General features: G+C 61.1%; 19 protein-coding genes and 1 pseudogene. 3 read left to right on the forward strand and 17 right to left on the reverse strand.

Annotation, left to right across the window (positions count from 1 at the left end; genetic code table 11):
* Window positions 1-38 precede the first annotated feature (38 nt).
* The 6 genes from AC1MDC_RS17800 to AC1MDC_RS17825 form a co-directional block, all read right to left on the reverse strand.
* Window positions 39-722, reverse strand: a complete 684-nt coding sequence (locus tag AC1MDC_RS17800; protein WP_039770036.1) for a sulfite exporter TauE/SafE family protein — start codon at window positions 720-722, stop codon at window positions 39-41.
* Window positions 715-927: a cbb3-type cytochrome oxidase assembly protein CcoS gene (ccoS, locus tag AC1MDC_RS17805; RefSeq protein WP_007951659.1), complete on the reverse strand. Its 213-nt coding sequence runs from the start codon at window positions 925-927 to the stop codon at window positions 715-717. The genes AC1MDC_RS17800 and ccoS overlap by 8 nt, the downstream gene beginning before the upstream one ends.
* Window positions 928-949: 22 nt before the next feature.
* Window positions 950-3,400, reverse strand: coding sequence for a heavy metal translocating P-type ATPase (locus AC1MDC_RS17810; RefSeq protein ID WP_480393418.1), 2,451 nt, complete (start codon window positions 3,398-3,400; stop codon window positions 950-952).
* A gap of 133 nt (window positions 3,401-3,533) precedes the next feature.
* Window positions 3,534-4,073, reverse strand: a complete 540-nt coding sequence (locus AC1MDC_RS17815) for a FixH family protein (protein WP_480393419.1) — start codon at window positions 4,071-4,073, stop codon at window positions 3,534-3,536.
* 11 nt (window positions 4,074-4,084) lie between these two features.
* On the reverse strand, window positions 4,085-5,500 hold the full coding sequence (ccoG, locus tag AC1MDC_RS17820) for a cytochrome c oxidase accessory protein CcoG (RefSeq protein ID WP_085700214.1): 1,416 nt from the start codon (window positions 5,498-5,500) through the stop codon (window positions 4,085-4,087).
* Window positions 5,501-5,761: 261 nt separating this feature from the next.
* A complete protein-coding gene (locus AC1MDC_RS17825; RefSeq protein ID WP_480393420.1) occupies window positions 5,762-5,950 on the reverse strand; it encodes a hypothetical protein in 189 nt (62 codons plus the stop codon).
* A 176-nt stretch (window positions 5,951-6,126) separates the two neighbouring features.
* On the opposite strand from AC1MDC_RS17825, the pseudogene AC1MDC_RS17830 reads away from it, so the two are divergent.
* Window positions 6,127-6,285: pseudogene (locus AC1MDC_RS17830) on the forward strand (phosphoesterase); the annotation flags it as partial.
* 58 nt (window positions 6,286-6,343) lie between these two features.
* Here AC1MDC_RS17830 and ccoP (AC1MDC_RS17835) read toward each other — a convergent pair.
* The 8 genes from ccoP (AC1MDC_RS17835) to ccoN (AC1MDC_RS17870) form a co-directional block, all read right to left on the reverse strand.
* The gene (gene ccoP, locus AC1MDC_RS17835) at window positions 6,344-7,327 is read right to left on the reverse strand and encodes a cytochrome-c oxidase, cbb3-type subunit III (RefSeq protein WP_085700211.1); all 984 of its coding nucleotides are present in this window, start codon (window positions 7,325-7,327) and stop codon (window positions 6,344-6,346) included.
* Complete coding sequence (locus AC1MDC_RS17840; RefSeq protein ID WP_003175465.1) at window positions 7,324-7,509, reverse strand: CcoQ/FixQ family Cbb3-type cytochrome c oxidase assembly chaperone; 186 nt, start codon at window positions 7,507-7,509, stop codon at window positions 7,324-7,326. Before AC1MDC_RS17840 ends, ccoP (AC1MDC_RS17835) begins: the two co-directional genes overlap by 4 nt.
* A 6-nt stretch (window positions 7,510-7,515) precedes the next feature.
* Window positions 7,516-8,124 (reverse strand): cytochrome-c oxidase, cbb3-type subunit II, encoded by a 609-nt coding sequence (gene ccoO / locus AC1MDC_RS17845; RefSeq protein ID WP_011333287.1) that lies wholly within the window; start codon window positions 8,122-8,124, stop codon window positions 7,516-7,518.
* Complete coding sequence (ccoN, locus tag AC1MDC_RS17850) at window positions 8,124-9,566, reverse strand: cytochrome-c oxidase, cbb3-type subunit I (RefSeq protein ID WP_085690137.1); 1,443 nt, start codon at window positions 9,564-9,566, stop codon at window positions 8,124-8,126. Before ccoN (AC1MDC_RS17850) ends, ccoO (AC1MDC_RS17845) begins: the two co-directional genes overlap by 1 nt.
* 481 nt (window positions 9,567-10,047) lie before the next feature.
* Window positions 10,048-11,001 carry a cytochrome-c oxidase, cbb3-type subunit III gene (gene ccoP / locus AC1MDC_RS17855; protein WP_480393421.1) on the reverse strand — a complete coding sequence of 318 codons (954 nt, stop codon included), beginning with the start codon at window positions 10,999-11,001 and terminating at the stop codon, window positions 10,048-10,050.
* Window positions 10,998-11,195 carry a cbb3-type cytochrome oxidase subunit 3 gene (locus tag AC1MDC_RS17860; protein ID WP_085700208.1) on the reverse strand — a complete coding sequence of 66 codons (198 nt, stop codon included), beginning with the start codon at window positions 11,193-11,195 and terminating at the stop codon, window positions 10,998-11,000. Before AC1MDC_RS17860 ends, ccoP (AC1MDC_RS17855) begins: the two co-directional genes overlap by 4 nt.
* 5 nt (window positions 11,196-11,200) lie before the next feature.
* Window positions 11,201-11,809, reverse strand: a complete 609-nt coding sequence (gene ccoO, locus AC1MDC_RS17865; RefSeq protein WP_007960355.1) for a cytochrome-c oxidase, cbb3-type subunit II — start codon at window positions 11,807-11,809, stop codon at window positions 11,201-11,203.
* A 10-nt stretch (window positions 11,810-11,819) separates the two neighbouring features.
* Window positions 11,820-13,244, reverse strand: a complete 1,425-nt coding sequence (gene ccoN / locus AC1MDC_RS17870; RefSeq protein ID WP_480393422.1) for a cytochrome-c oxidase, cbb3-type subunit I — start codon at window positions 13,242-13,244, stop codon at window positions 11,820-11,822.
* A gap of 95 nt (window positions 13,245-13,339) precedes the next feature.
* On the opposite strand from ccoN (AC1MDC_RS17870), the gene AC1MDC_RS17875 reads away from it, so the two are divergent.
* Together AC1MDC_RS17875 and AC1MDC_RS17880 are read left to right on the forward strand one after the other, a co-directional pair.
* Window positions 13,340-14,017 carry an alpha/beta family hydrolase gene (locus tag AC1MDC_RS17875; RefSeq protein WP_480393423.1) on the forward strand — a complete coding sequence of 226 codons (678 nt, stop codon included), beginning with the start codon at window positions 13,340-13,342 and terminating at the stop codon, window positions 14,015-14,017.
* A gap of 751 nt (window positions 14,018-14,768) precedes the next feature.
* Window positions 14,769-15,128 carry a DUF6124 family protein gene (locus AC1MDC_RS17880; RefSeq protein WP_085703528.1) on the forward strand — a complete coding sequence of 120 codons (360 nt, stop codon included), beginning with the start codon at window positions 14,769-14,771 and terminating at the stop codon, window positions 15,126-15,128.
* Between the two features lie 74 nt (window positions 15,129-15,202).
* Here the strand turns inward: AC1MDC_RS17880 and AC1MDC_RS17885 are convergent, their stop codons facing one another.
* From AC1MDC_RS17885 to inhA, 3 genes are all read right to left on the reverse strand, one after another.
* The gene (locus tag AC1MDC_RS17885; protein ID WP_085700204.1) at window positions 15,203-16,768 is read right to left on the reverse strand and encodes a methyl-accepting chemotaxis protein; all 1,566 of its coding nucleotides are present in this window, start codon (window positions 16,766-16,768) and stop codon (window positions 15,203-15,205) included.
* 102 nt (window positions 16,769-16,870) lie between these two features.
* Window positions 16,871-17,662: a CPBP family intramembrane glutamic endopeptidase gene (locus tag AC1MDC_RS17890; protein WP_480393424.1), complete on the reverse strand. Its 792-nt coding sequence runs from the start codon at window positions 17,660-17,662 to the stop codon at window positions 16,871-16,873.
* A 243-nt stretch (window positions 17,663-17,905) separates the two neighbouring features.
* Window positions 17,906-18,592, reverse strand: coding sequence for an isonitrile hydratase (inhA, locus tag AC1MDC_RS17895; RefSeq protein WP_480393425.1), 687 nt, complete (start codon window positions 18,590-18,592; stop codon window positions 17,906-17,908).
* Window positions 18,593-18,617: the final 25 nt, after the last annotated feature.

An 18,617-nucleotide genomic window follows, 5' to 3' on the forward strand; every position in this document is an offset into this window, starting at 1 on the left:
GAGGGCGCGAAAAGGCATCTTGATTTGCATCAACGGGATCAGTGGCCCATCAGCCAGTGCTGGTGCGGGCCCGGCAGAGTCCAGATGCCGAACAGGATCACCAGCAGACCGCCGGCCATGCGTACGCTGCGTTTGCGCAACAGCGCCGTGACCCGCTCGGCCGCGAGGCCGGTTGCCAGCAGCACCGGCCAGGTGCCGAGCCCGAAAGCGAGCATCAGCAATGCACTGTCGAGAGCATTGCCCTGACTGGCCGACCACAGCAACGTGCTGTAAACCAGCCCGCACGGCAGCCAGCCCCACAGAGCGCCCAGCAGCAAGGCCCGGGGCAGGCTCGACACCGGCAGCAGGCGATTGGCGACAGGCTGAATGTAGCGCCACAGTCCGCGACCGAGGCTTTCGATGCGAGTCAGGCCGCTCCACCAGCCTGCCAGATACAGGCCCATGGCGATCAGCAGCAAACCCGCAAGCACGCGCATGAACAGCGCAGCAGGACTGTTCGCCACGGCCCATCCCGCCAGTCCGATCAGCAATCCCGCCGTGGCATAGCTGAGAATCCGCCCGAGGTTATAGGCCAGCAGCAATCGAAAGCGTCGGCTGCGTTGTTCCTTGGGAATCGCCAGGGTCAGCGCGCCCATCAGACCACCGCACATGCCCAGGCAATGCCCGCCGCCGAGCAGGCCGAGAATCAACGCAGACACCAGCAGCGGCGCCAGTTCAAGCATGGGGTGGCGCCTTGTCGTCCGGTTTCGCGGGGTTGGCTTCGTCCACAGCGGCGGTATGGTTCGGATCCTGATCGTCGAACAGGATGCTGTGGGCCGGGCCGTCGAGGTCGTCGTACTGGCCGCTGTCCACCGCCCAGAAAAAGATGTAGACGGCGATGGCCACGATCAGCAGCGCGGCCGGAATCATCACGTAGAGAGCTGGCATCTGTACTCCATGCCCGCGCGGCTCAGGCCGGCAGCGGGCGGGTTTCTGACGTGGCGTTGACGGCCGGCGCGCTCGGCAGGCGAGTCAGGCGCAGGGCGTTGAGCACCACGGTCAGCGAACTGATCGACATGCCGACGGCGGCCCACACCGGAGTGATCCAGCCGAGGGCGGCGAACGGCAACATGAGGCCATTGTACAGTGCGGCCCACAACAGGTTCTCGATGATCACCCGGCGGGTGCGGCGGGCCAGCGTGAAGGCTTGTACCAGTGCGTCGAGACGGTTGGACAGCAACACTGCGTCGGCGCTGGTTTTCGCAAGATCGGTGGCCGAGCCCATGGCCACGCTGATGTCGGCGGCGGCCAGTACCGGCACATCGTTGACCCCGTCACCGAGCATCAACACCTTGCGGCCGTCCTTGTGCAGTTGTTGCAGCACTTGCAACTTGTCGTCCGGGCGCAGACCGCCGCGCGCCTCATCGATGCCCAGTTCGGCGGCGACGCTGGCGACCATCGGCGAACTGTCGCCCGACAGCAGCAGCGTGCGCCAGCCGCGCGCCTTGCATGCGGCGAGCAGGGCCGGGGCGTCATCGCGCAGACGGTCGTCGAGGGCGAACCAGGCCAGCGGCCCCTGACGGTCACCGAGCAGTAGCCATTGACCCGGTTCCTTCGGCATCGAAGGCACCGGCGCGCCGCTGAGATCACACACAAACGCCGCTTGACCGATGCGCAAACGCTGCTCATCGACCGACCCTTCAAGCCCCAGGCCAGGCGTGCTGTGGACGTCTTCGGCAGCCAGTGGCGCGCGACCGAAGGCGCGGGCGATCGGGTGTTCCGAACGGTTTTCCAGGGCGGCGGCGAGGCTCAGGCATTGATCGCTGTCGAGGGCGCCAAGCGGTCGGATCGAATGCAGCACCAGTCGGCCTTCGGTGAGGGTACCGGTCTTGTCGAAAATCACCGTGTCGATCTGGTTCAGCCCTTCCAGCACATGGCCGCGCGTCAGTAGCAGGCCGAGTTTGTGCAGGGTACCGGTGGCAGCGGTGAGGGCGGTTGGCGTCGCCAGCGACAGCGCGCACGGGCAGGTCGCCACCAGCATGGCGAGGACGATCCAGAATGCTCGCGACGAATCCAGCTCCCACCACAGCAGGCCAATGGCGGCCGCCGCGATCAGCGACAACAACAAAAACCACTGCGCAGCGCGGTCGGCGATTTCCGCCAGCCGTGGTTTTTCTGCCTGGGCGCGATCCAGCAGGCGGACGATGGCCGACAGTCGTGTTTCCTGGCCCAGCGCCTGCACCTCGACGGTCAGCGCGCCTTCCACGTTCAGCGTGCCGGCGGTGACAGCATCGCCTATGGCGCGCGGCTGCGGCAGGTATTCGCCGGTCAGCACCGATTCGTCGATGCTCGACTGGCCATCGAGGATCTTGCCGTCCGCCGGCAGCACCGAGCCGGGCTGCACCAGCACCCGATCACCGAGGCGCAGTTCGCTGAGCAGGATGCGTTCACTCTGGCCGGCATCGTCGAGACGCAGACACGAGGCGGGCAACAGATTGACCAGTTGCGCGGTGGCAGCGGCGGTGCGCTCGCGGGCGCGGCGTTCGAGGTAGCGCCCGGCAAGCAGGAACAGCGCAAACATGCCCACCGCGTCGAAATACAGTTCGCCGATCCCGGTGATCGAGGTCCAGATCCCGGCGAGATAGGCCGCGCCGATCGCCAGCGACACCGAGACGTCCATGGTCAGGTGACGGGTGCGCAGGTCACGCATGGCGCCCTTGAAAAACGGCGCGCAGCTGTAGAACACAATCGGCGTGGTGAGGAACAGCGCGACCCAGCGCAGGATGGTGTGCAGCTCCGGGCTGAGATCGATGTTGAATTCCGGCCAGGTGGCCATGGTCGCCATCATCGCCTGGAACCACAGCAGGCCGGCGACGCCGAGTTGGCGCAGGGCGAGGCGGTTTTCGCTGGCCAGTTGTTCGCTGGCGCGGTCGGCCTGATACGGGTGTGCGGCATAGCCAATGTGGCGCAGTTCGCTGAGGATCTGGCTCAGCGGCAACTGAGCGTCAGCCCAGCGCACATGCAGGCGATGATTGGACAGGTTCAACCGCGCCTCGGCCACGGCGGGCAGCGTGCGCAGGTGTTTCTCGATCAGCCAGCCGCACGCGGCGCAACTGATGCCTTCCATCAGCAGCGTGGTTTCGGCCAGTTCACCTTCGTGGCGCACGAAGGGTTGTTGCACGTCGGCGCGGTCGTACAACTCAAGCTCATCGACCAGTTGCACCGGCAGCGCTTCGGGGTTGGCCGAGGCTTCGCTGCGATGCTGGTAATAGCTTTCCAGGCCACCGGCGACGATGGCTTCGGCCACCGCCTGACAGCCGGGGCAGCAGAACTCGCGGGATTCCCCGAGCACGACGGCGGTGAAGCGGCTGCCGGACGGGACGGGCAGGGCGCAGTGGTAGCAGGGGACTGGAATGGTCATGAGGCGTTCCGATGATCGTTCCCACGTTCCGCGTGGGACGGCCTCCACGGACGCTCCGCGTCCGCTTCGGCCGGGACGCGGAGCGTCCGTGGCTGCGTGCCCACGCAGAGCGTGGGTGCGATCAGAGTAAGGCTTACTGCTTCAGGTCTTCAGCGCCCTGCAACGGCTCATCACCGAGCAACAAATCCTTGTCATGGCTGACCAGCTCTTCCTCGAACATCCGCCACACGTGATCGTCCTGGGTGCCCAGCAATTCAACAAAACGCCGGCCTTCGATCTTGTCGCTCAACTGGCCGATGTACCGGCCCTGTTCGGTCTCGCTGCGAGCCAAAACAATCTTGCGATCCTTCTCCGGTTGAGTCGGCGAGATCAGGTTCAGTTCCAGGGTTTTCGGCTGGCTGTCGCCGCTCAGGCGCAGATCGACTTCGCCGGTGACATCATCCAGATGCACGGCAGCGCGCATCTTCAGGGTCTGCGCCAGCAGTTCGCGATCCAGTGAACGGTTGATGCCTTTGCCGGCCTCGTAGTAGTTATCGTTGACCAGGTTGTCCGGGTTGTTCACCGCAATGGTCACCATGGACAGCGTCAGGGTCACCGAACAGGCCAGAATCCCGATGATGATCCATGGCCAAAGGTGCTTGTACCAGGGACTTGCGGTGTTTGCTGCGGGCATGTTCAGTTCTCTCAACGATTTTGTGGGCCGATGAAACGGCTCTTGGCTTCTACGTGGACGCTGTCGTCATCGGCATCCTTGAGGATGAATTTCACCTCGTTGGTGCTCGATGGCAATTGTTCAGGTGCGCTCGACAGTTCGACCGGCATGCTGAAGATTTCCCCGGCCGGCACCTTGATCTCGCGTTTGCCTTGCAGGCGCAGATCCGGCAAGCCGGCAGCTTCCAGCACATAAGTGTGGTCGCGCTGATCCTTGTTCATGATCTTCAGGCTGTAGACGTTTTCGATCCGGCCTTCGGCGTTTTCACGGTAAAGCACGCGGTCTTTGCTGACGTCGAAGCCCACCAGCGAACGCATGAAGAATGCGGTCACCAACAGGCTGATCATCGCCAGCAGCACCACGGCGTAGCCGATCAGGCGCGGGCGCAGTTTATGGGTCTTCTGCCCGGACAAGTTGTGTTCGGTGGTGTAGCTGATCAGTCCGCGCGGGTAATCCATCTTGTCCATGATGCTGTCGCAGGCGTCGATGCATGCGGCGCAACCGATGCACTCGATCTGCAGGCCGTCGCGGATGTCGATGCCGGTCGGGCAGACCTGAACGCACATGGTGCAGTCGATGCAGTCGCCCAGGCCCAGGGCCTTGTAGTCGACGCCTTTCTTGCGCGGGCCACGGCTTTCGCCGCGACGCGGGTCGTAGGAAACAATCAGGGTGTCCTTGTCGAACATCACGCTCTGGAAGCGCGCATACGGACACATGTAGATGCACACCTGCTCCCGCAACCAGCCGGCGTTGCCGTACGTGGCGAGGGTGAAGAAGCCGACCCAGAAATACGACCAGCCATCGGCTTGCCCGGTGAAGAAGTCAAAGACCAGTTCACGGATCGGCGAGAAGTAGCCGACGAAGGTCATGCCGGTGACGAAACCGATCAGCAACCACATGGCGTGCTTGGCGAACTTGCGCAGGAACTTGTTGGCACTCATCGGCGCCTTGTCCAGCTTGATGCGCTGGTTGCGGTCGCCTTCGGTGACCTTTTCGCACCACATGAAAATCCACGTCCACACGCTTTGTGGGCAGGTATAACCGCACCAGACCCGCCCGGCATACACCGTGATGAAGAACAGGCCGAATGCGGCAATGATCAGCAGGCCCGAAAGCAGGATGAAATCCTGGGGCCAGAAGGTGGCGCCGAAAATGAAGAACTTGCGTTCCGGCAGGTTCCACCACACGGCCTGATGGCCGCCCCAGTTCAGCCACACCGTACCGAAATACAACAGGAACAGCGCCGTGCCGCCCATCATCCGCAGATTGCGGAACAGGCCAGTGAAAGCTCTTGTGTAGATTTTTTCTCGAGCGGCATAAAGATCGACGCTGTTGTTCGCGTTCTTGTCGGGCGGCGTGACGTCGTGTACCGGAATCTGGTTGCTCATCATTGCATCCCACGGCAGTGGAAAAATGCCTCGGTCGATACGTGCCGACCGGGGTCAAAAAGGGGTGTTGCAGTGGCCCAATGATACGCCTGTACCACCGACGAACGGGTGCGACCTTTGGTCGCGTTGGGGAAAAAATCTGAATGGTGTAGCGAATGCAGCAAAGCATGATGCAGATCAATTGACTATAGACGACAGGCACTGCTGACATCGAAGCGGCTGCGCTGCACAAGAGCAGACGCAGCCGCTTTCATCGGTCGTTCACAGTATCCGGCCGCCGCCAAGGCTATCCATTCCACCGGTGCCTTTTTTTCTGTCAGCTGCGGCATTGCCTTTCGTGGAGCGCTTTTGTCGTTTCAGGCTGTCGCTATCGGTCACATCGTTTTGTGGCGTCTGTTCATCCGTTTGAATCGGCTCATCACCGTCCTGATTCTGATGTTGTTCGTTCATCGTATGCCTTCCTTGCAAGATGAGTGGTGAGGTCGCAGCGCATCGGCTGCCGAAGGACGTTATCGCTTGCCAGCCAATGTGCCCAACGAATTTCGGTTGCGAGATGTGAAGCTGCGATGTGGTTCTTTTAGCCCCACAGATTGATCTGCGTACTCGAAAAATGTCGGAGAGGTTCGTTTCTCAGCGGCGCAGCGTCCCAGCAGACGTACCTGACAGCTAGCTTTTCGGATGATCGCAAGCAACTGCATGTCAATCTGATCGAGAACAATGATTGGCAAAAACCGCAATTCGCGGACACGGTTCCGCTGAAATCCATCTGGGCCAGTCGGCCATAAGCAACGGCCCCGCCAATTCTCATTGGCGGGGCCGTTTTTTTTGCTACAAACGTTGGCCTTACTGGGCCTCGGCTTCCGCTGGTTTTTCACCGTGGGACAGGCTGTAAACATAAGCCGCCAGCAGGTGAACCTTGTCGTTGCCTTGCAGTTGTTCCTGGGCAGGCATCTGGCCCTGACGGCCGTAACGGATGGTCTGCTGCAGCTGCGCGAAGCTCGAGCCGTAGATGAACGCGGCCGGGTGGGTCAGGTTCGGGGCGCCCATTGCCGGGGTGCCTTTGCCTTCCGGACCGTGGCACGCCACGCAGTTGGCAGCGAACAGTTTCTGGCCGTTGGCCGGATCCGCCTTGGTGCCTTCCGGCAGCTTGCGGCCATCCAGATTGGTCAGCACGAACGCGGCCACGTCGGCCACGCCTTGCTCACCGATCACTTCCGCCCAGGCCGGCATCACCGCGTGACGACCGCCCATGATGGTGGTCTTGATGGTTTCCGGTTCGCCGCCCCAGCGCCAGTCGGCGTCGGTCAGGTTAGGGAAACCATAAGCGCCCTTGGCGTCGGAACCGTGGCAGACCGAGCAGTTGGAGGCGAACAGACGGCCACCCATCTTCAGGGCTTGCGGATCCTTCGCGACTTCCTCGATCGGCATCGCCGCGAACTTGGCGAAGATCGGACCGAACTTGGCGTCCGAGCGAGCCATTTCCTTTTCCCACTCGTGAACGCCGGTCCAGCCGGTCTGGCCGTTGGCGAACGGGGTCTGCTTCTCGGTATCGAGGTAGTTGTAGCCCGGCAGCAGACCTTTCCAGCTGCCCAGGCCCGGGTACAGCACCAGATAACCCAACGCGAACACGATGGTGCCCACGAACAGCATGAACCACCATTTCGGCAGCGGGTTGTCGTACTCCTCGATCCCGTCGAAGGAGTGGCCGACCGTCTCGTCGGTCTGCTCGGCGCGCTGACCCTTGCGGGTCGACAGCAACAGCCAGGTCAGGGAAAAGATCGTACCGAGACTGAGGACTGTGACGTACAGACTCCAGAATGTAGTCATTCTTTGTTACTCCTAGAAGCTTGCTCGACGTGCTTGATGGCTTCGGGATCATCCGCGAAGGGCAGCAAGGTCGCGTCTTCAAACTCCGACTTGCGCTTGGGGCTGAACACCCACAACGCCAGGCCGATGAAGGCGACCATCACGACAACGGTGCCCAGGCCTCGAATCATCCCGATATCCATCAAGAATCACCGTTTGCTTTTGATGATGGTGCCCAGGCCTTGCAGATAGGCCACCAGCGCGTCCATTTCGGTTTTGCCCTTCACGGCATCCCTGGCACCGGCGATGTCTTCGTCGGTGTAAGGGACGCCGAGCGTGCGCAACACTTCCATTTTCTTGGCCGTGTCTTTGCCATCGAGCTTGTTTTCTACGAGGAACGGGTAGGCCGGCATTTTCGACTCAGGCACTACGTTGCGCGGGTTGTACAAGTGCGCACGCTGCCAGTCATCGGAGTAACGACCGCCGACGCGGGCCAGGTCCGGGCCGGTACGCTTGGAACCCCACAGGAACGGGTGATCCCAGACGCTTTCACCGGCGACCGAGTAATGGCCGTAGCGTTCGGTTTCGGCACGGAACGGACGGATCATCTGCGAGTGGCAGCCGACACAGCCGTTGGCGATGTAAACGTCGCGGCCTTCCAGTTCAAGGGCGGTGCGCGGCTTCATGCCTTCGACCGGCTTGTTGGTGACGTCCTGGAAGAACAGCGGAACGATTTGGGTCAGGCCACCGACGCTGACGGCGATGACCATGAAGAAGGCCAGCAGGCCAATATTCTTCTCGACAGCTTCATGCTTCATCAGTGAGCTCCAACTACGGCGATCTTGGCGGCGGCTTCAGCTTCAGCCGGGTCCGAGGCGCGAACGGTGCGCCACACGTTGTAGGCCATCAACAGCATGCCGCTGGCGAAGAACGCACCGCCCAGGGCACGGACGATGTAGCCAGGATGGCTGGCCTGCAGCGCTTCGACGAACGAGTAGGTGAGGGTGCCGTCGTCGTTGATTGCACGCCACATCAGGCCTTGGGTGATGCCGTTGACCCACATCGAAGCGATGTACAGCACGGTACCGATGGTCGCGAGCCAGAAGTGCGCGTTGATCAGACCGACGCTGTGCATCTGCGCGCGGCCGAACAGTTTCGGGATCATGTGGTAGATCGCGCCGATCGAGATCATCGCTACCCAGCCGAGTGCACCGGCGTGTACGTGGCCGATGGTCCAGTCGGTGTAGTGCGAGAGCGAGTTGACGGTCTTGATCGCCATCATCGGACCTTCGAAGGTCGACATGCCGTAGAACGCCAGCGATACCACGAGGAAACGCAGGATCGGGTCGGTGCGCAGCTTATGCCAGGCGCCCGACAGGGTCATCATGCCGTTGATCATGCCGCCCCAGCTCGGCGCCAGCAGGATGATCGACATTGCCATGCCCAGCGATTGTGCCCAGTCCGGCAGAGCGGTGTAGTGCAGGTGGTGCGGGCCGGCCCAGATGTACAGGGTGATCAGCGCCCAGAAGTGCACGATCGACAGACGATAGGAGTAGATCGGACGTTCGGCCTGTTTCGGCACGAAGTAGTACATCATCCCCAGGAAACCGGTGGTCAGGAAGAAGCCCACGGCGTTGTGGCCGTACCACCACTGGATCATCGCGTCGGTGGCGCCCGAGTAAGCCGAGTAGGACTTGAACAGGCTGACCGGCAGCGACATGTGGTTGACGATGTGCAGCATCGCGGTCACCACGATGAACGCACCGTAGAACCAGTTACCGACATAGATGTGCTTGGTCTTGCGCTTGGTGATGGTGCCGAAGAACACCAGACCGTAGGTGACCCAGACAATGGCCAGCAGAATGGCGAGAGGCCATTCCAGTTCCGCGTATTCCTTGGTGGTGGTGTAACCCAGCGGCAAGGTAATGATCGCGCCGACAATGACCGCTTGCCATCCCCAGAAGGTGAAGGCCGCGAGGCTGTCGGAAATCAGTCGCGTCTGGCAGGTTCGCTGCACGACATAGTAGGAAGTGGCAAACAGTGCACAACCACCGAAGGCGAAAATCACCAGGTTTGTGTGCAACGGGCGCAGGCGTCCAAAGCTCGTCCACGGCAGACCGAAATTCAGCTCCGGCCAGACCAGTTGCGAGGCGATGAAGACACCGAGCCCCATGCCAAGGATCCCCCAGACCACCGTCATGATGGCGAACTGGCGGACTACCTTATAGTTATAAGCAGTCGGACTGATTGCTGTGCTCATTCTAAGGTTCCACGGTTTGGGTGTTTTATTAGGATTAAAATCGGCCGCAAGTATGTAGAAAGCAGGGGGTCAATGCAACGCGCCATGACCTGGGTCAATGCTTTCCAACGCTGATTCTGCGGCCTTTCCATGCGCCGCGTAAGGACAAAATTGCCCTCGGGCAAAATGTCGCAGCGGACGAAAAAAGCGAGGGGTCCCGGTCGGATGTAACGGGGTGTGTTCGAGCGCTCGGTTCGGGTGACGGACGGTAATCGGCACGACAGCCGGTATCTACCGGCCTTTGCGGCCATGTCAGTCAGCCGATTCGTTCAACGCCTCGCTCAGGGTCGACCTGGAACCGGCACGGGCCAGTCCGCATCGAGCAAGCGTAGACCCGAATCCGGGTAACCGAAAGGAGAGGGGCTGAAGGGGTGCGACAATGCGTCGCAAAGGGGCTGGAAACTGCCGCACTGGAAACGTGCGGCAGTGTTGTACGCAATGATTACTTTTTGTTGTCTTCAGTAATCAGTTTTTCTGTATTCAATCCATTGCTAAGGCTGTACACATAAGCGGCCAGCAATTGCACTTTATCGTTGCCCAACAGCTCGTTCTGAGCTGGCATGTGGCCTTGACGGCCATGGCGAATGGTCTGCTCGAGTTGGGTCAGGCTGGTGCCGTAGATGAAACCGGCCGGGTGCGTCAGATTCGGCGCGCCCATGGCTGCAGTGCCCTGGCCGTTTGCCCCGTGGCAGGCGATGCAGGTGGTGCTGAACGCCCGCTGACCGGCTTGCAGATCCGCCTTGTTGTCCGCCGGCAATGGCAGCCCCGCCAGTTCATGACGCACATAGGCGGCAACGTTTTTCACGCCAGCCTCGCCCAGCACTTCACCCCACGCCGGCATCGCCGCCATCCGGCCACCCATGATGGTGGTCTTGATGGTTTCGGCGCTGCCGCCCCAACGCCAGTCCTTGTCGGCGAGGTTAGGGAAGCCGAACGCGCCTTTGGCATCCGAGCCATGGCACACCGAGCAGTTGGAGGCGAACAGACGGCCACCCATTTTCAGCGCCTGCGGATCCTTCGCCACTTCTTCCACCGGCATCGCGGCGAACTTGGCGAAGATCGGCCCGAATTTGGCGTCGGCCTTGCTCATTTCCTTTTCCCACTCGTGGACGCCGGTCCAGCCGTCCTCGTAGCCGGGCAGGATGCCTTTCCAGTTGCCGAGGCCCGGATAAAGGATCAGATAGCCCACGGAAAACACCAGCGTGCCGGCAAACAGCATGAACCACCACTGCGGCAGCGGGTTGTCGTACTCCTCGATGCCGTCGAAGCTGTGGCCCATGGTCTGGTCGACGCTGCCCTTGGTTTCGCCCCGACGGGTGCCGACCAGCAGCCAGGTCAGGCCGATCAGGCTGCCGATGGTCAGTACGCATATCCACGTACTCCAGAAGGTGGTCATGACCGGGTACTCCTTGTTTCAGTTGCAGGGGTTGGGTCGGGTTGCGGCTCGTCGGCAAACGGCAGCAGGCGCGCTTCGGCAAATTCCGGCGTGCGTTTGCGGTTGAACACCCACAGGGTCAGGCCGACGAAGGCCACGAACACCACGACCGTGCCGAGGCCGCGAATCAGCCCCGCGCTCATTTCAAAGGCCATCTCAATCACCTCTTGCTCTTGATCGCAGTGCCAAGCACTTGCAGGTAGGAGACGAGGGCGTCCATTTCAGTCTTGCCCTTGAGGCTGGCCACCGCGCCGCTGATGTCGTCGTCGGTGTATGGCACGCCGAGGGTGCGCATGACCTTGAGCTTGGTTTCGGTGTGGCTGCTGTCGACCGGTTGAGTGACCAGCCATGGGTAGGCCGGCATTTTCGATTCCGGTACGACGTTGCGCGGGTTGTACAAGTGCGCACGGTGCCAGTCATCCGAGTAGCGCGCGCCAACGCGGGCCAGGTCCGGACCGGTACGCTTGGAACCCCACAGGAACGGGTGATCCCAGACGCTTTCACCGGCCACCGAGTAGTGGCCGTAGCGTTCGGTTTCGGCGCGGAACGGACGGATCATCTGCGAGTGGCAACCGACGCAGCCTTCGCGGATGTAGATGTCGCGGCCTTCCAGTTGCAGCGCGGTGTAGGGCTTCATGCCTTCCACCGGTTTGTTGGTCACGTCCTGGAAGAACAGCGGGACGATCTGGGTCAGGCCGCCGATGCTCACGGCGAATACCATCAGCAGCATCAGCAGGCCGACGTTCTTTTCAATCGTTTCGTGTTTCATGGCGGACTCCTCAGGCCATCTGCGCGGCAGCAACGACGTCAGCAGGCTGCGAGGCCCGCACGGTGCGCCAGGTGTTGTAAGCCATCAGGAACATGCCGCTGAGGAAGATCGCCCCGCCAATCAGCCGCACGACGAAGCCTGGGTGGCTGGCCACCAGGGTTTCGACGAAGGAATAGGTCAGCGTGCCGTCCTCGTTCACTGCACGCCACATCAGGCCCTGGGCGATGCCGTTGACCCACATCGAGGCGATGTAGAGCACGGTGCCGATGGTCGCGAGCCAGAAGTGCGCGTTGATCAGGCCGATGCTGTGCATCTGCTCTTTGCCGAACACTTTCGGGATCATGTGGTACAGCGCGCCGATCGAGATCATCGCCACCCAGCCGAGCGCGCCGGCGTGTACGTGGCCGATGGTCCAGTCGGTGTAGTGGGAGAGGGCGTTCACGGTCTTGATCGCCATCATCGGACCTTCGAAGGTCGACATGCCGTAGAACGCCAGCGACACCACCAGGAAGCGCAGGATCGGGTCGCTGCGCAACTTATGCCAGGCGCCCGAAAGGGTCATCATGCCGTTGATCATGCCGCCCCAGCTCGGCGCCAGCAGAATCAGCGACATCACCATGCCCAGCGACTGCGCCCAGTCCGGCAGCGCGGTGTAGTGCAAGTGGTGGGGACCGGCCCAGATGTACAGGGTGATCAGCGCCCAGAAGTGCACGATCGACAGGCGATACGAATACACTGGACGTTCGGCCTGTTTCGGCACGAAGTAATACATCATCCCGAGGAAACCGGCGGTGAGGAAAAAGCCTACGGCGTTGTGGCCGTACCACCATTGCACCATCGCATCGGTTGCACCGGCGTATACCGAGTAGGACTTGGTGAAGCTCACCGGCAACTCAAGGTTGTTGACGATGTGCAGGATCGCCACGGTGATGATGAACGCGCCGAAAAACCAGTTGCCCACATAAATGTGCTTGGTCTTGCGCTGCATGATCGTGCCGAAGAACACGATCGCGTAGGCGACCCAGACGATGGTGATCAGAATGTCGATCGGCCATTCCAGCTCGGCGTATTCCTTGGAACTGGTGTAACCCAGTGGCAGGCTGATGGCCGCCAGCAGGATCACAAGCTGCCAGCCCCAGAAGCAGAAGGCGGCGATTTGCGGCGCGAACAGTTGCGTCTGGCAGGTGCGCTGCACCGAGTAGAACGAACTGGCGAACAAGGCACAGCCACCGAACGCGAAGATCACCGCGTTGGTGTGCAGCGGGCGCAGGCGTCCGAAGCTGGTCCACGGCAGGTTGAAGTTGAGTTCGGGCCAGACCAATTGAGCCGCGAGAAAAACCCCGAGCCCCATGCCGACGATGCCCCACACCACCGTCATAATGGCGAATTGGCGGACCACCTTGTAGTTGTAGGCGGTACTGATAGAAGTGTTCATGGTTCCCCATCCACGGTTCAGCCGAAGTGAGTGCGCGCAGAAAACGCCGCGAACCCTTCGCCTGGAGTTATAGGCAGACTAAAAGCGAGGCAAGCATGGACAAACAGCACAAGGCCAGTATTGACGGGGATCAATGGGCGCAGTGCCTGCGGGATCACGGGTGGCTTTGGGATGCCGCTGTTGGCGAGGCTTCGGCGACGCTCATTCTTGCCCATGGTGCCGGGGCGCCGATGGACAGCGACTGGATGAACGATATGGCTGGGCGCCTTGCCGGGCTTGGTATCAACGTGTTGCGGTTTGAGTTTCCTTATATGGCGCAGCGGCGGGTTGATGGCAGCAAACGCCCGCCGAATCCGGCGCCGAAGTTGCTCGAATGTTGGCGTGAGGTGTATGGCTTGGTGCGACTTCATGTCGCTGGGGTTTTGGCGGTTGGCGGCAAGTCGATGGGGGGGCGGATGGCCAGTCTTCTTGCCGATGAGCTTGGCGCGGATGCTTTGGTTTGTCTGGGGTATCCGTTTTATGCGGTTGGGAAACCTGAGAAACCGCGGGTTGAGCATTTGGCTTCTTTGCGGACTCGGACGCTGATTGTTCAGGGGGAGCGGGATGCGCTTGGCAATCGGGACGCTGTTGAGGCTTACGATTTATCACCGAGTATTGAGGTTTTTTGGTTGGCCTCTGGGGATCATGATTTGAAGCCGCTGAAGGTTTCCGGGTTTACGCAGGAGCAGCATTTGGCTTCGGCGGCGGAGAGGGTTGCCGGGTTTCTTTGTTGAGGCTTTTTTTGGGGGCATATCCGTTGCTGCGGTTATGGCTGCTTAGGGTTCCGCCCTTACGGCGGGTCACTTTTGGCAAACGCCCCAAAAGTAACCAAAAGGTCTTGCTCCTACGTTCGGCCCGCTCGCTGAGGCTCGGGGTTCCTTCGCTCCGGGATTCATCCGGGGGCATCGCCTACGGTTTGCTTCGCTGCACCTCCTCTCGATGTGTTTGGCTTCGCCAAACGGTCGCTGCGCTCCCACCCCCGGATGAATCCCTCCACTCAGCCTTCCGACGTCGCCCGTGGATCAAGATCAAAAGCGGTACTCGAGCTAACGCTCATCGTGTTGAGTGGTGAGAAGCCATGCGGATTGCAGCAGGGAAGTATCTGCTTGTTTTCTGTGCGTAAACGTAATTCCGAAACGGCGTTTAAAGTACACGAACCGTTACGCCATAAGGGCTACAACACCTTGCGTCGTTACCTACGCGTACGCCAGAATCCGCCGGCTTACGCGGCTATGGGGTGGGCTATATCGTTTCCCTGTCACTGAAAAACAGTGATCGGGTTTGGTAGCCCGTCTGTAATAGCTGTGTGGCAACACCGTATGCAGTCCTTTTCTTGGGGCTCGGTTTTATGGTGGTCATGCGTGGGGCTCATTCGTGAGCGCCGGGTTCCTATTGCAGCCGGTCTACCAACCCGCGTATGGCCGCCACCCATCGTTTGGTAGCGTGGGTGATGGCTCCTTGAAGTCTGCGATAGGAGTTACATCTATGTTCAAAGCCACACCAAACCCGCCAGAAACCGATCCAACCTCCAACGACCCCGAGCTTGAGTCCCAAAAGACAAAAGCAGCCGCCGACCGCGCACTCGACTATTACCTCGGCCCCGAAATCCCGAAGTACTTCCCGCCCAAGGCCCGCCCCATCTACATGGTCGATCCCACGCTCGATGACGAAACACTGCTGGTCGAAGCCTGCGAATCACTGTCGTCAGCCAACGCCATGGCCGGCAATATCGCCAACTCGGTGAAAGGCCCGGAGCGCAAACCGCTGCTGGCGCTGCAACAGCTGATCATGTTGAACGAGCTGCTGGTGAATCGTCTGCTGGACAAGCTTCGTTTGCCGCAGTAGTCGTCAATCGCCGTAAATAACAAACAAAAAACCCCGGAAGCTTTCGCTGTCCGGGGTTTTTATTGCCAGAACAATCAGCGGTTAAACCGCTCCACCAACGAGTATTGCGTGTTGGCAGTCTTCGTCAGCTCTTCACTCAACAACGCCGAGTTATGCGCCTGTTCCGAGGTCTGGTCCGCCAGTTCCGAAATGTTGCTGATGTTGCGGCTGATTTCTTCAGCCACGGCACTTTGCTCTTCGGTCGCGGCGGCGATCTGGGTGGTCATGTCGGTGATGTTGGCCACCGCTTCGCTGATGCCGACCAGGGCCTGATCCGCTTCCAGTACCCGCGCCACACCTTCTTCCGCCTGGCGATGGCCGGCTTCCATGGTTTGTACGGCGCTGGATGCAGTCTGTTGCAGCTTGGCGATCAGGGCGTGGATCTGGCCGGTGGATTCGCTGGTGCGTTGCGCCAGTTGGCGGACTTCGTCGGCGACTACGGCAAAACCACGGCCCATTTCACCGGCACGCGCTGCTTCAATCGCGGCGTTGAGTGCGAGCAGGTTGGTCTGGTCGGCGATGCCTTTGATCACGTCGACCACACCGCCGATTTCGTCGCTGTCCTTGGCCAGTTGGGTCACGGTCAGGCCGGTCTCACCGACGACGACCGACAGGCGCTGGATAGCTTCGCGGGTTTCCCCGGCGATATCGCGGCCGCGACCGGTCAGGCGGTTGGCTTCCTGGGTGGCGTCGGCGGTGCGCTGGACGTGGCTCGCCACTTCTTGCGTGGTGGCGGCCATCTGGTTGACGGCGGTGGCGACCTGTTCGGTTTCCACGCGCTGACGTTCCAGACCGCTGGAGCTGTTGTGCGCCAGGGCGTCGGACTGTTTGGCCTGATCGGTCAGGTGCTCGGCGGTGTCCTGCAGACGGGTCAGGCAGGTTTTCAGACGGGCTTCCTGGCTCAGGATCGACATTTCCAGACGCGCCTGAGGGCCACGGCTGTCGGTGTACATCTGCGCGATCAACGGGTCGGAGGTGGTTTGCTCGGCCAGACGCAGCAGGCGCTTGAGCCCGCGTTGTTGCCATTGCAGACCCAGCAGGCCCAGCGGCACCGACAGACCGGCGGCGAGGGCGAAGCCCCACTGCGAGTTCAGGGTGGCGCCGATCATGAAGCTCAACTGGCTGACCAGAATGAACGGCAGCCAGTCCTGCAGCACCGGCAGCCACTTGTCTGTTTGTGGAATCGCCGACTTGCCCTGGTTGATGCGTTGGTAGAGCGCTTCGGCACGACGGATCTGTTCGGCGGTGGGTTTGACCCGCACCGACTCGTAACCGACCACCTGATTGCCGTCGAACACCGGCGTTACATAGGCGTTCACCCAGTAATGATCACCGGTCTTGCAGCGATTCTTGACAATGCCCATCCATGGCAAGCCTTGTTTCAGTGTGCCCCACATATGCGCAAACACCGCCGCCGGGACGTCGGGGTGACGAACCAGGTTGTGCGGCGCACGGATCAGTTCCTCACGCGAAAACCCGCTGATTTCGACGAACGCGTCGTTGCAGTAGGTGATCACGCCCTTGGCATCGGTTGTGGAAATCAACCGCTGCTGAGCCGGGAAAGTCCGTTCGCGTTGTGTAATGGGCTGGTTATTACGCATGGTTTTTCAATCCGCAAGGCTTTGAAGGGTTGTCGGCGGGGTCGGCGATTTATTGAAGTTTTTTTTCATTTATAAGTACGGCGTCGCAAAACGGCCCTTGCTTCAACCCGCGAGCATCGGATAGGTGAACAGACCGAAATGCAGCAGGTTCAGGCCAAAGTGCGTGGCGATTGCCGCACCAAGCCCGCCGAAACGATAGGCCAGACCATAGCCGACACCTGCCAGGCTCGCCAGCAACACCCATTGCCAGCCAGCGCCCACATGCACCAGGCCGAACAGCAGGGACGCAAGCAGCAGCGCGAGGTTTTCGCCGTAAGGCAGGTGCTTGAAACGCCGGCTGAGGCCGCCCTGTATATAGCCGCGAAACAGCGCTTCTTCGACCAGCGTCACCAGCAGCAGATTATTCAGCACCCACAGCCACGCTTGGTCGGGCCATTTCGGCGCCCAGGTGATCATGCCCAGCAACACCGCGCCGCCCAACGCCAGAATCACGCTCAGCGTCAGTGCCAGCGCGGTCGCGTAGACGGTCAGGCGCAACGAGCGCCGCGCGACGATCCATGGGCAGACCAGCAGCAGCCAGAAGCCAATCAGTGGTTTGTCGAGATTCAGGTACATCGAGAACGGCACCGCGTTGTCGGTGAAGCGCTGCGGTGCGATGACCCGACCGTTGTAGAAGCCCGGAAGCCAGTGCAGGGCCAGCGCCAGCGCCAGCACGATAAACAGGCCATGGCCGAGATATCGCCCGACCGGCACGGTTTGCTGGCGCACGGCGTAACCGGCGAAAACCAGCAGTGCAATGGAGATCAGCGCCAGCCAGCCGAGCTGGCCAAAACTCAGCGCTAATCCGTAACCAAGGCTGAGAAGCCCGAGATAGAGCCATGGCAGAGCGGTCATGGAAAGTCCTTGTGCACGATTTGTGGACAGGCTTTCTACACGTCCGGGGGCGAGGGGACAAGTGAAGGTGTACGGGAAATCAGGGACAGCACCACTCCCTGTATGAGACGTGAAGGAGGGCAAGGCCCCCCTGCGGGAGCGAGCTTGCTCGCGATGGCGGTGGGTCAGTGGCACAAAGGTCAACTGACACGCCCTCATCGCGAGCAAGCTCGCTCCCACAGGGCTTTGTGTCTGGCTGAAAGATCAGCGCAGGTTCAATTTCGCCGCAGCGCGCTCGGTGATTTCCCGGCGCAGTTTCAGCGAAGGTGCCGCACGCTTGCGCGCCTCATCGACAATCCCGCTCGGCGCAGTGTCCGGGCTGCCCGCATCAAACGGCGGCGCCGGCGCATATTCCAGCTGCAACTGCACTAGCTGCGCGGTGTCGACGCCGACCAGTTCCTGCGCCAGGGTCAGGGCAAAATCGATCCCGGCCGTGATGCCGCCCCCGGTAAACAGATTGCCGTCGCGCACCACCCGATCCTTCACCGCGATCGCGCCCAGTGTCGGCAGCAGATCGTGATAAGCCCAATGCGTGGTCGCCCGTTTGCCCTGCAACAGACCCGCCGCCCCGAGCACCAGCGAACCGGTGCACACCGACGTCACGTAACGCGCCTGCGCCGCTTGCGTCTTGATGAACGCCAGCGTCTGCTCATCCTCCATCAACGACCCGACCCCGGCGCCGCCGGGTACGCAGATCACGTCCAGATCCGGGCAATCCCCGAAGGTGGTGGTCGGTTTCAGCAGCAACCCGGTGCTGGAAGTCACCGGCACCAGATCCTTCCAGACCAGATGCACCTGCACGTCCGGCAACGAGGCCAGCACGTCATACGGGCCGGTCAGGTCGAGTTGCTGCACTTGGGGAAACAACAGAAAACCGATCTGCAACGCCATGGTTCTTCTCCGTGAAAAGGGGGTA

The organism is Pseudomonas sp. 1, assembly GCF_056626735.1.

Bases quoted from the DNA above. Each gene is read 5' to 3' on its own strand.
- ccoO (WP_011333287.1), bottom strand. From the start codon at position 8,124: ATGAAGCATGAAGCTGTCGAGAAGAATATTGGCCTGCTGGCCTTCTTC.
- ccoP (WP_085700211.1), bottom strand. From the start codon at position 7,327: ATGACTACATTCTGGAGTCTGTACGTCACAGTCCTCAGTCTCGGTACG.
- AC1MDC_RS17815 (WP_480393419.1), bottom strand. From the start codon at position 4,073: ATGCCCGCAGCAAACACCGCAAGTCCCTGGTACAAGCACCTTTGGCCA.
- inhA (WP_480393425.1), bottom strand. From the start codon at position 18,592: ATGGCGTTGCAGATCGGTTTTCTGTTGTTTCCCCAAGTGCAGCAACTC.
- AC1MDC_RS17885 (WP_085700204.1), bottom strand. From the start codon at position 16,768: ATGCGTAATAACCAGCCCATTACACAACGCGAACGGACTTTCCCGGCT.
- AC1MDC_RS17810 (WP_480393418.1), bottom strand. From the start codon at position 3,400: ATGACCATTCCAGTCCCCTGCTACCACTGCGCCCTGCCCGTCCCGTCC.
- AC1MDC_RS17875 (WP_480393423.1), top strand. From the start codon at position 13,340: ATGGACAAACAGCACAAGGCCAGTATTGACGGGGATCAATGGGCGCAG.
- AC1MDC_RS17840 (WP_003175465.1), bottom strand. From the start codon at position 7,509: ATGGATATCGGGATGATTCGAGGCCTGGGCACCGTTGTCGTGATGGTC.
- AC1MDC_RS17890 (WP_480393424.1), bottom strand. From the start codon at position 17,662: ATGACCGCTCTGCCATGGCTCTATCTCGGGCTTCTCAGCCTTGGTTAC.
- ccoG (WP_085700214.1), bottom strand. From the start codon at position 5,500: ATGAGCAACCAGATTCCGGTACACGACGTCACGCCGCCCGACAAGAAC.
- ccoP (WP_480393421.1), bottom strand. From the start codon at position 11,001: ATGACCACCTTCTGGAGTACGTGGATATGCGTACTGACCATCGGCAGC.
- AC1MDC_RS17860 (WP_085700208.1), bottom strand. From the start codon at position 11,195: ATGGCCTTTGAAATGAGCGCGGGGCTGATTCGCGGCCTCGGCACGGTC.
- ccoS (WP_007951659.1), bottom strand. From the start codon at position 927: ATGCCAGCTCTCTACGTGATGATTCCGGCCGCGCTGCTGATCGTGGCC.
- AC1MDC_RS17800 (WP_039770036.1), bottom strand. From the start codon at position 722: ATGCTTGAACTGGCGCCGCTGCTGGTGTCTGCGTTGATTCTCGGCCTG.
- AC1MDC_RS17825 (WP_480393420.1), bottom strand. From the start codon at position 5,950: ATGAACGAACAACATCAGAATCAGGACGGTGATGAGCCGATTCAAACG.
- AC1MDC_RS17880 (WP_085703528.1), top strand. From the start codon at position 14,769: ATGTTCAAAGCCACACCAAACCCGCCAGAAACCGATCCAACCTCCAAC.
- ccoO (WP_007960355.1), bottom strand. From the start codon at position 11,809: ATGAAACACGAAACGATTGAAAAGAACGTCGGCCTGCTGATGCTGCTG.
- ccoN (WP_085690137.1), bottom strand. From the start codon at position 9,566: ATGAGCACAGCAATCAGTCCGACTGCTTATAACTATAAGGTAGTCCGC.
- ccoN (WP_480393422.1), bottom strand. From the start codon at position 13,244: ATGAACACTTCTATCAGTACCGCCTACAACTACAAGGTGGTCCGCCAA.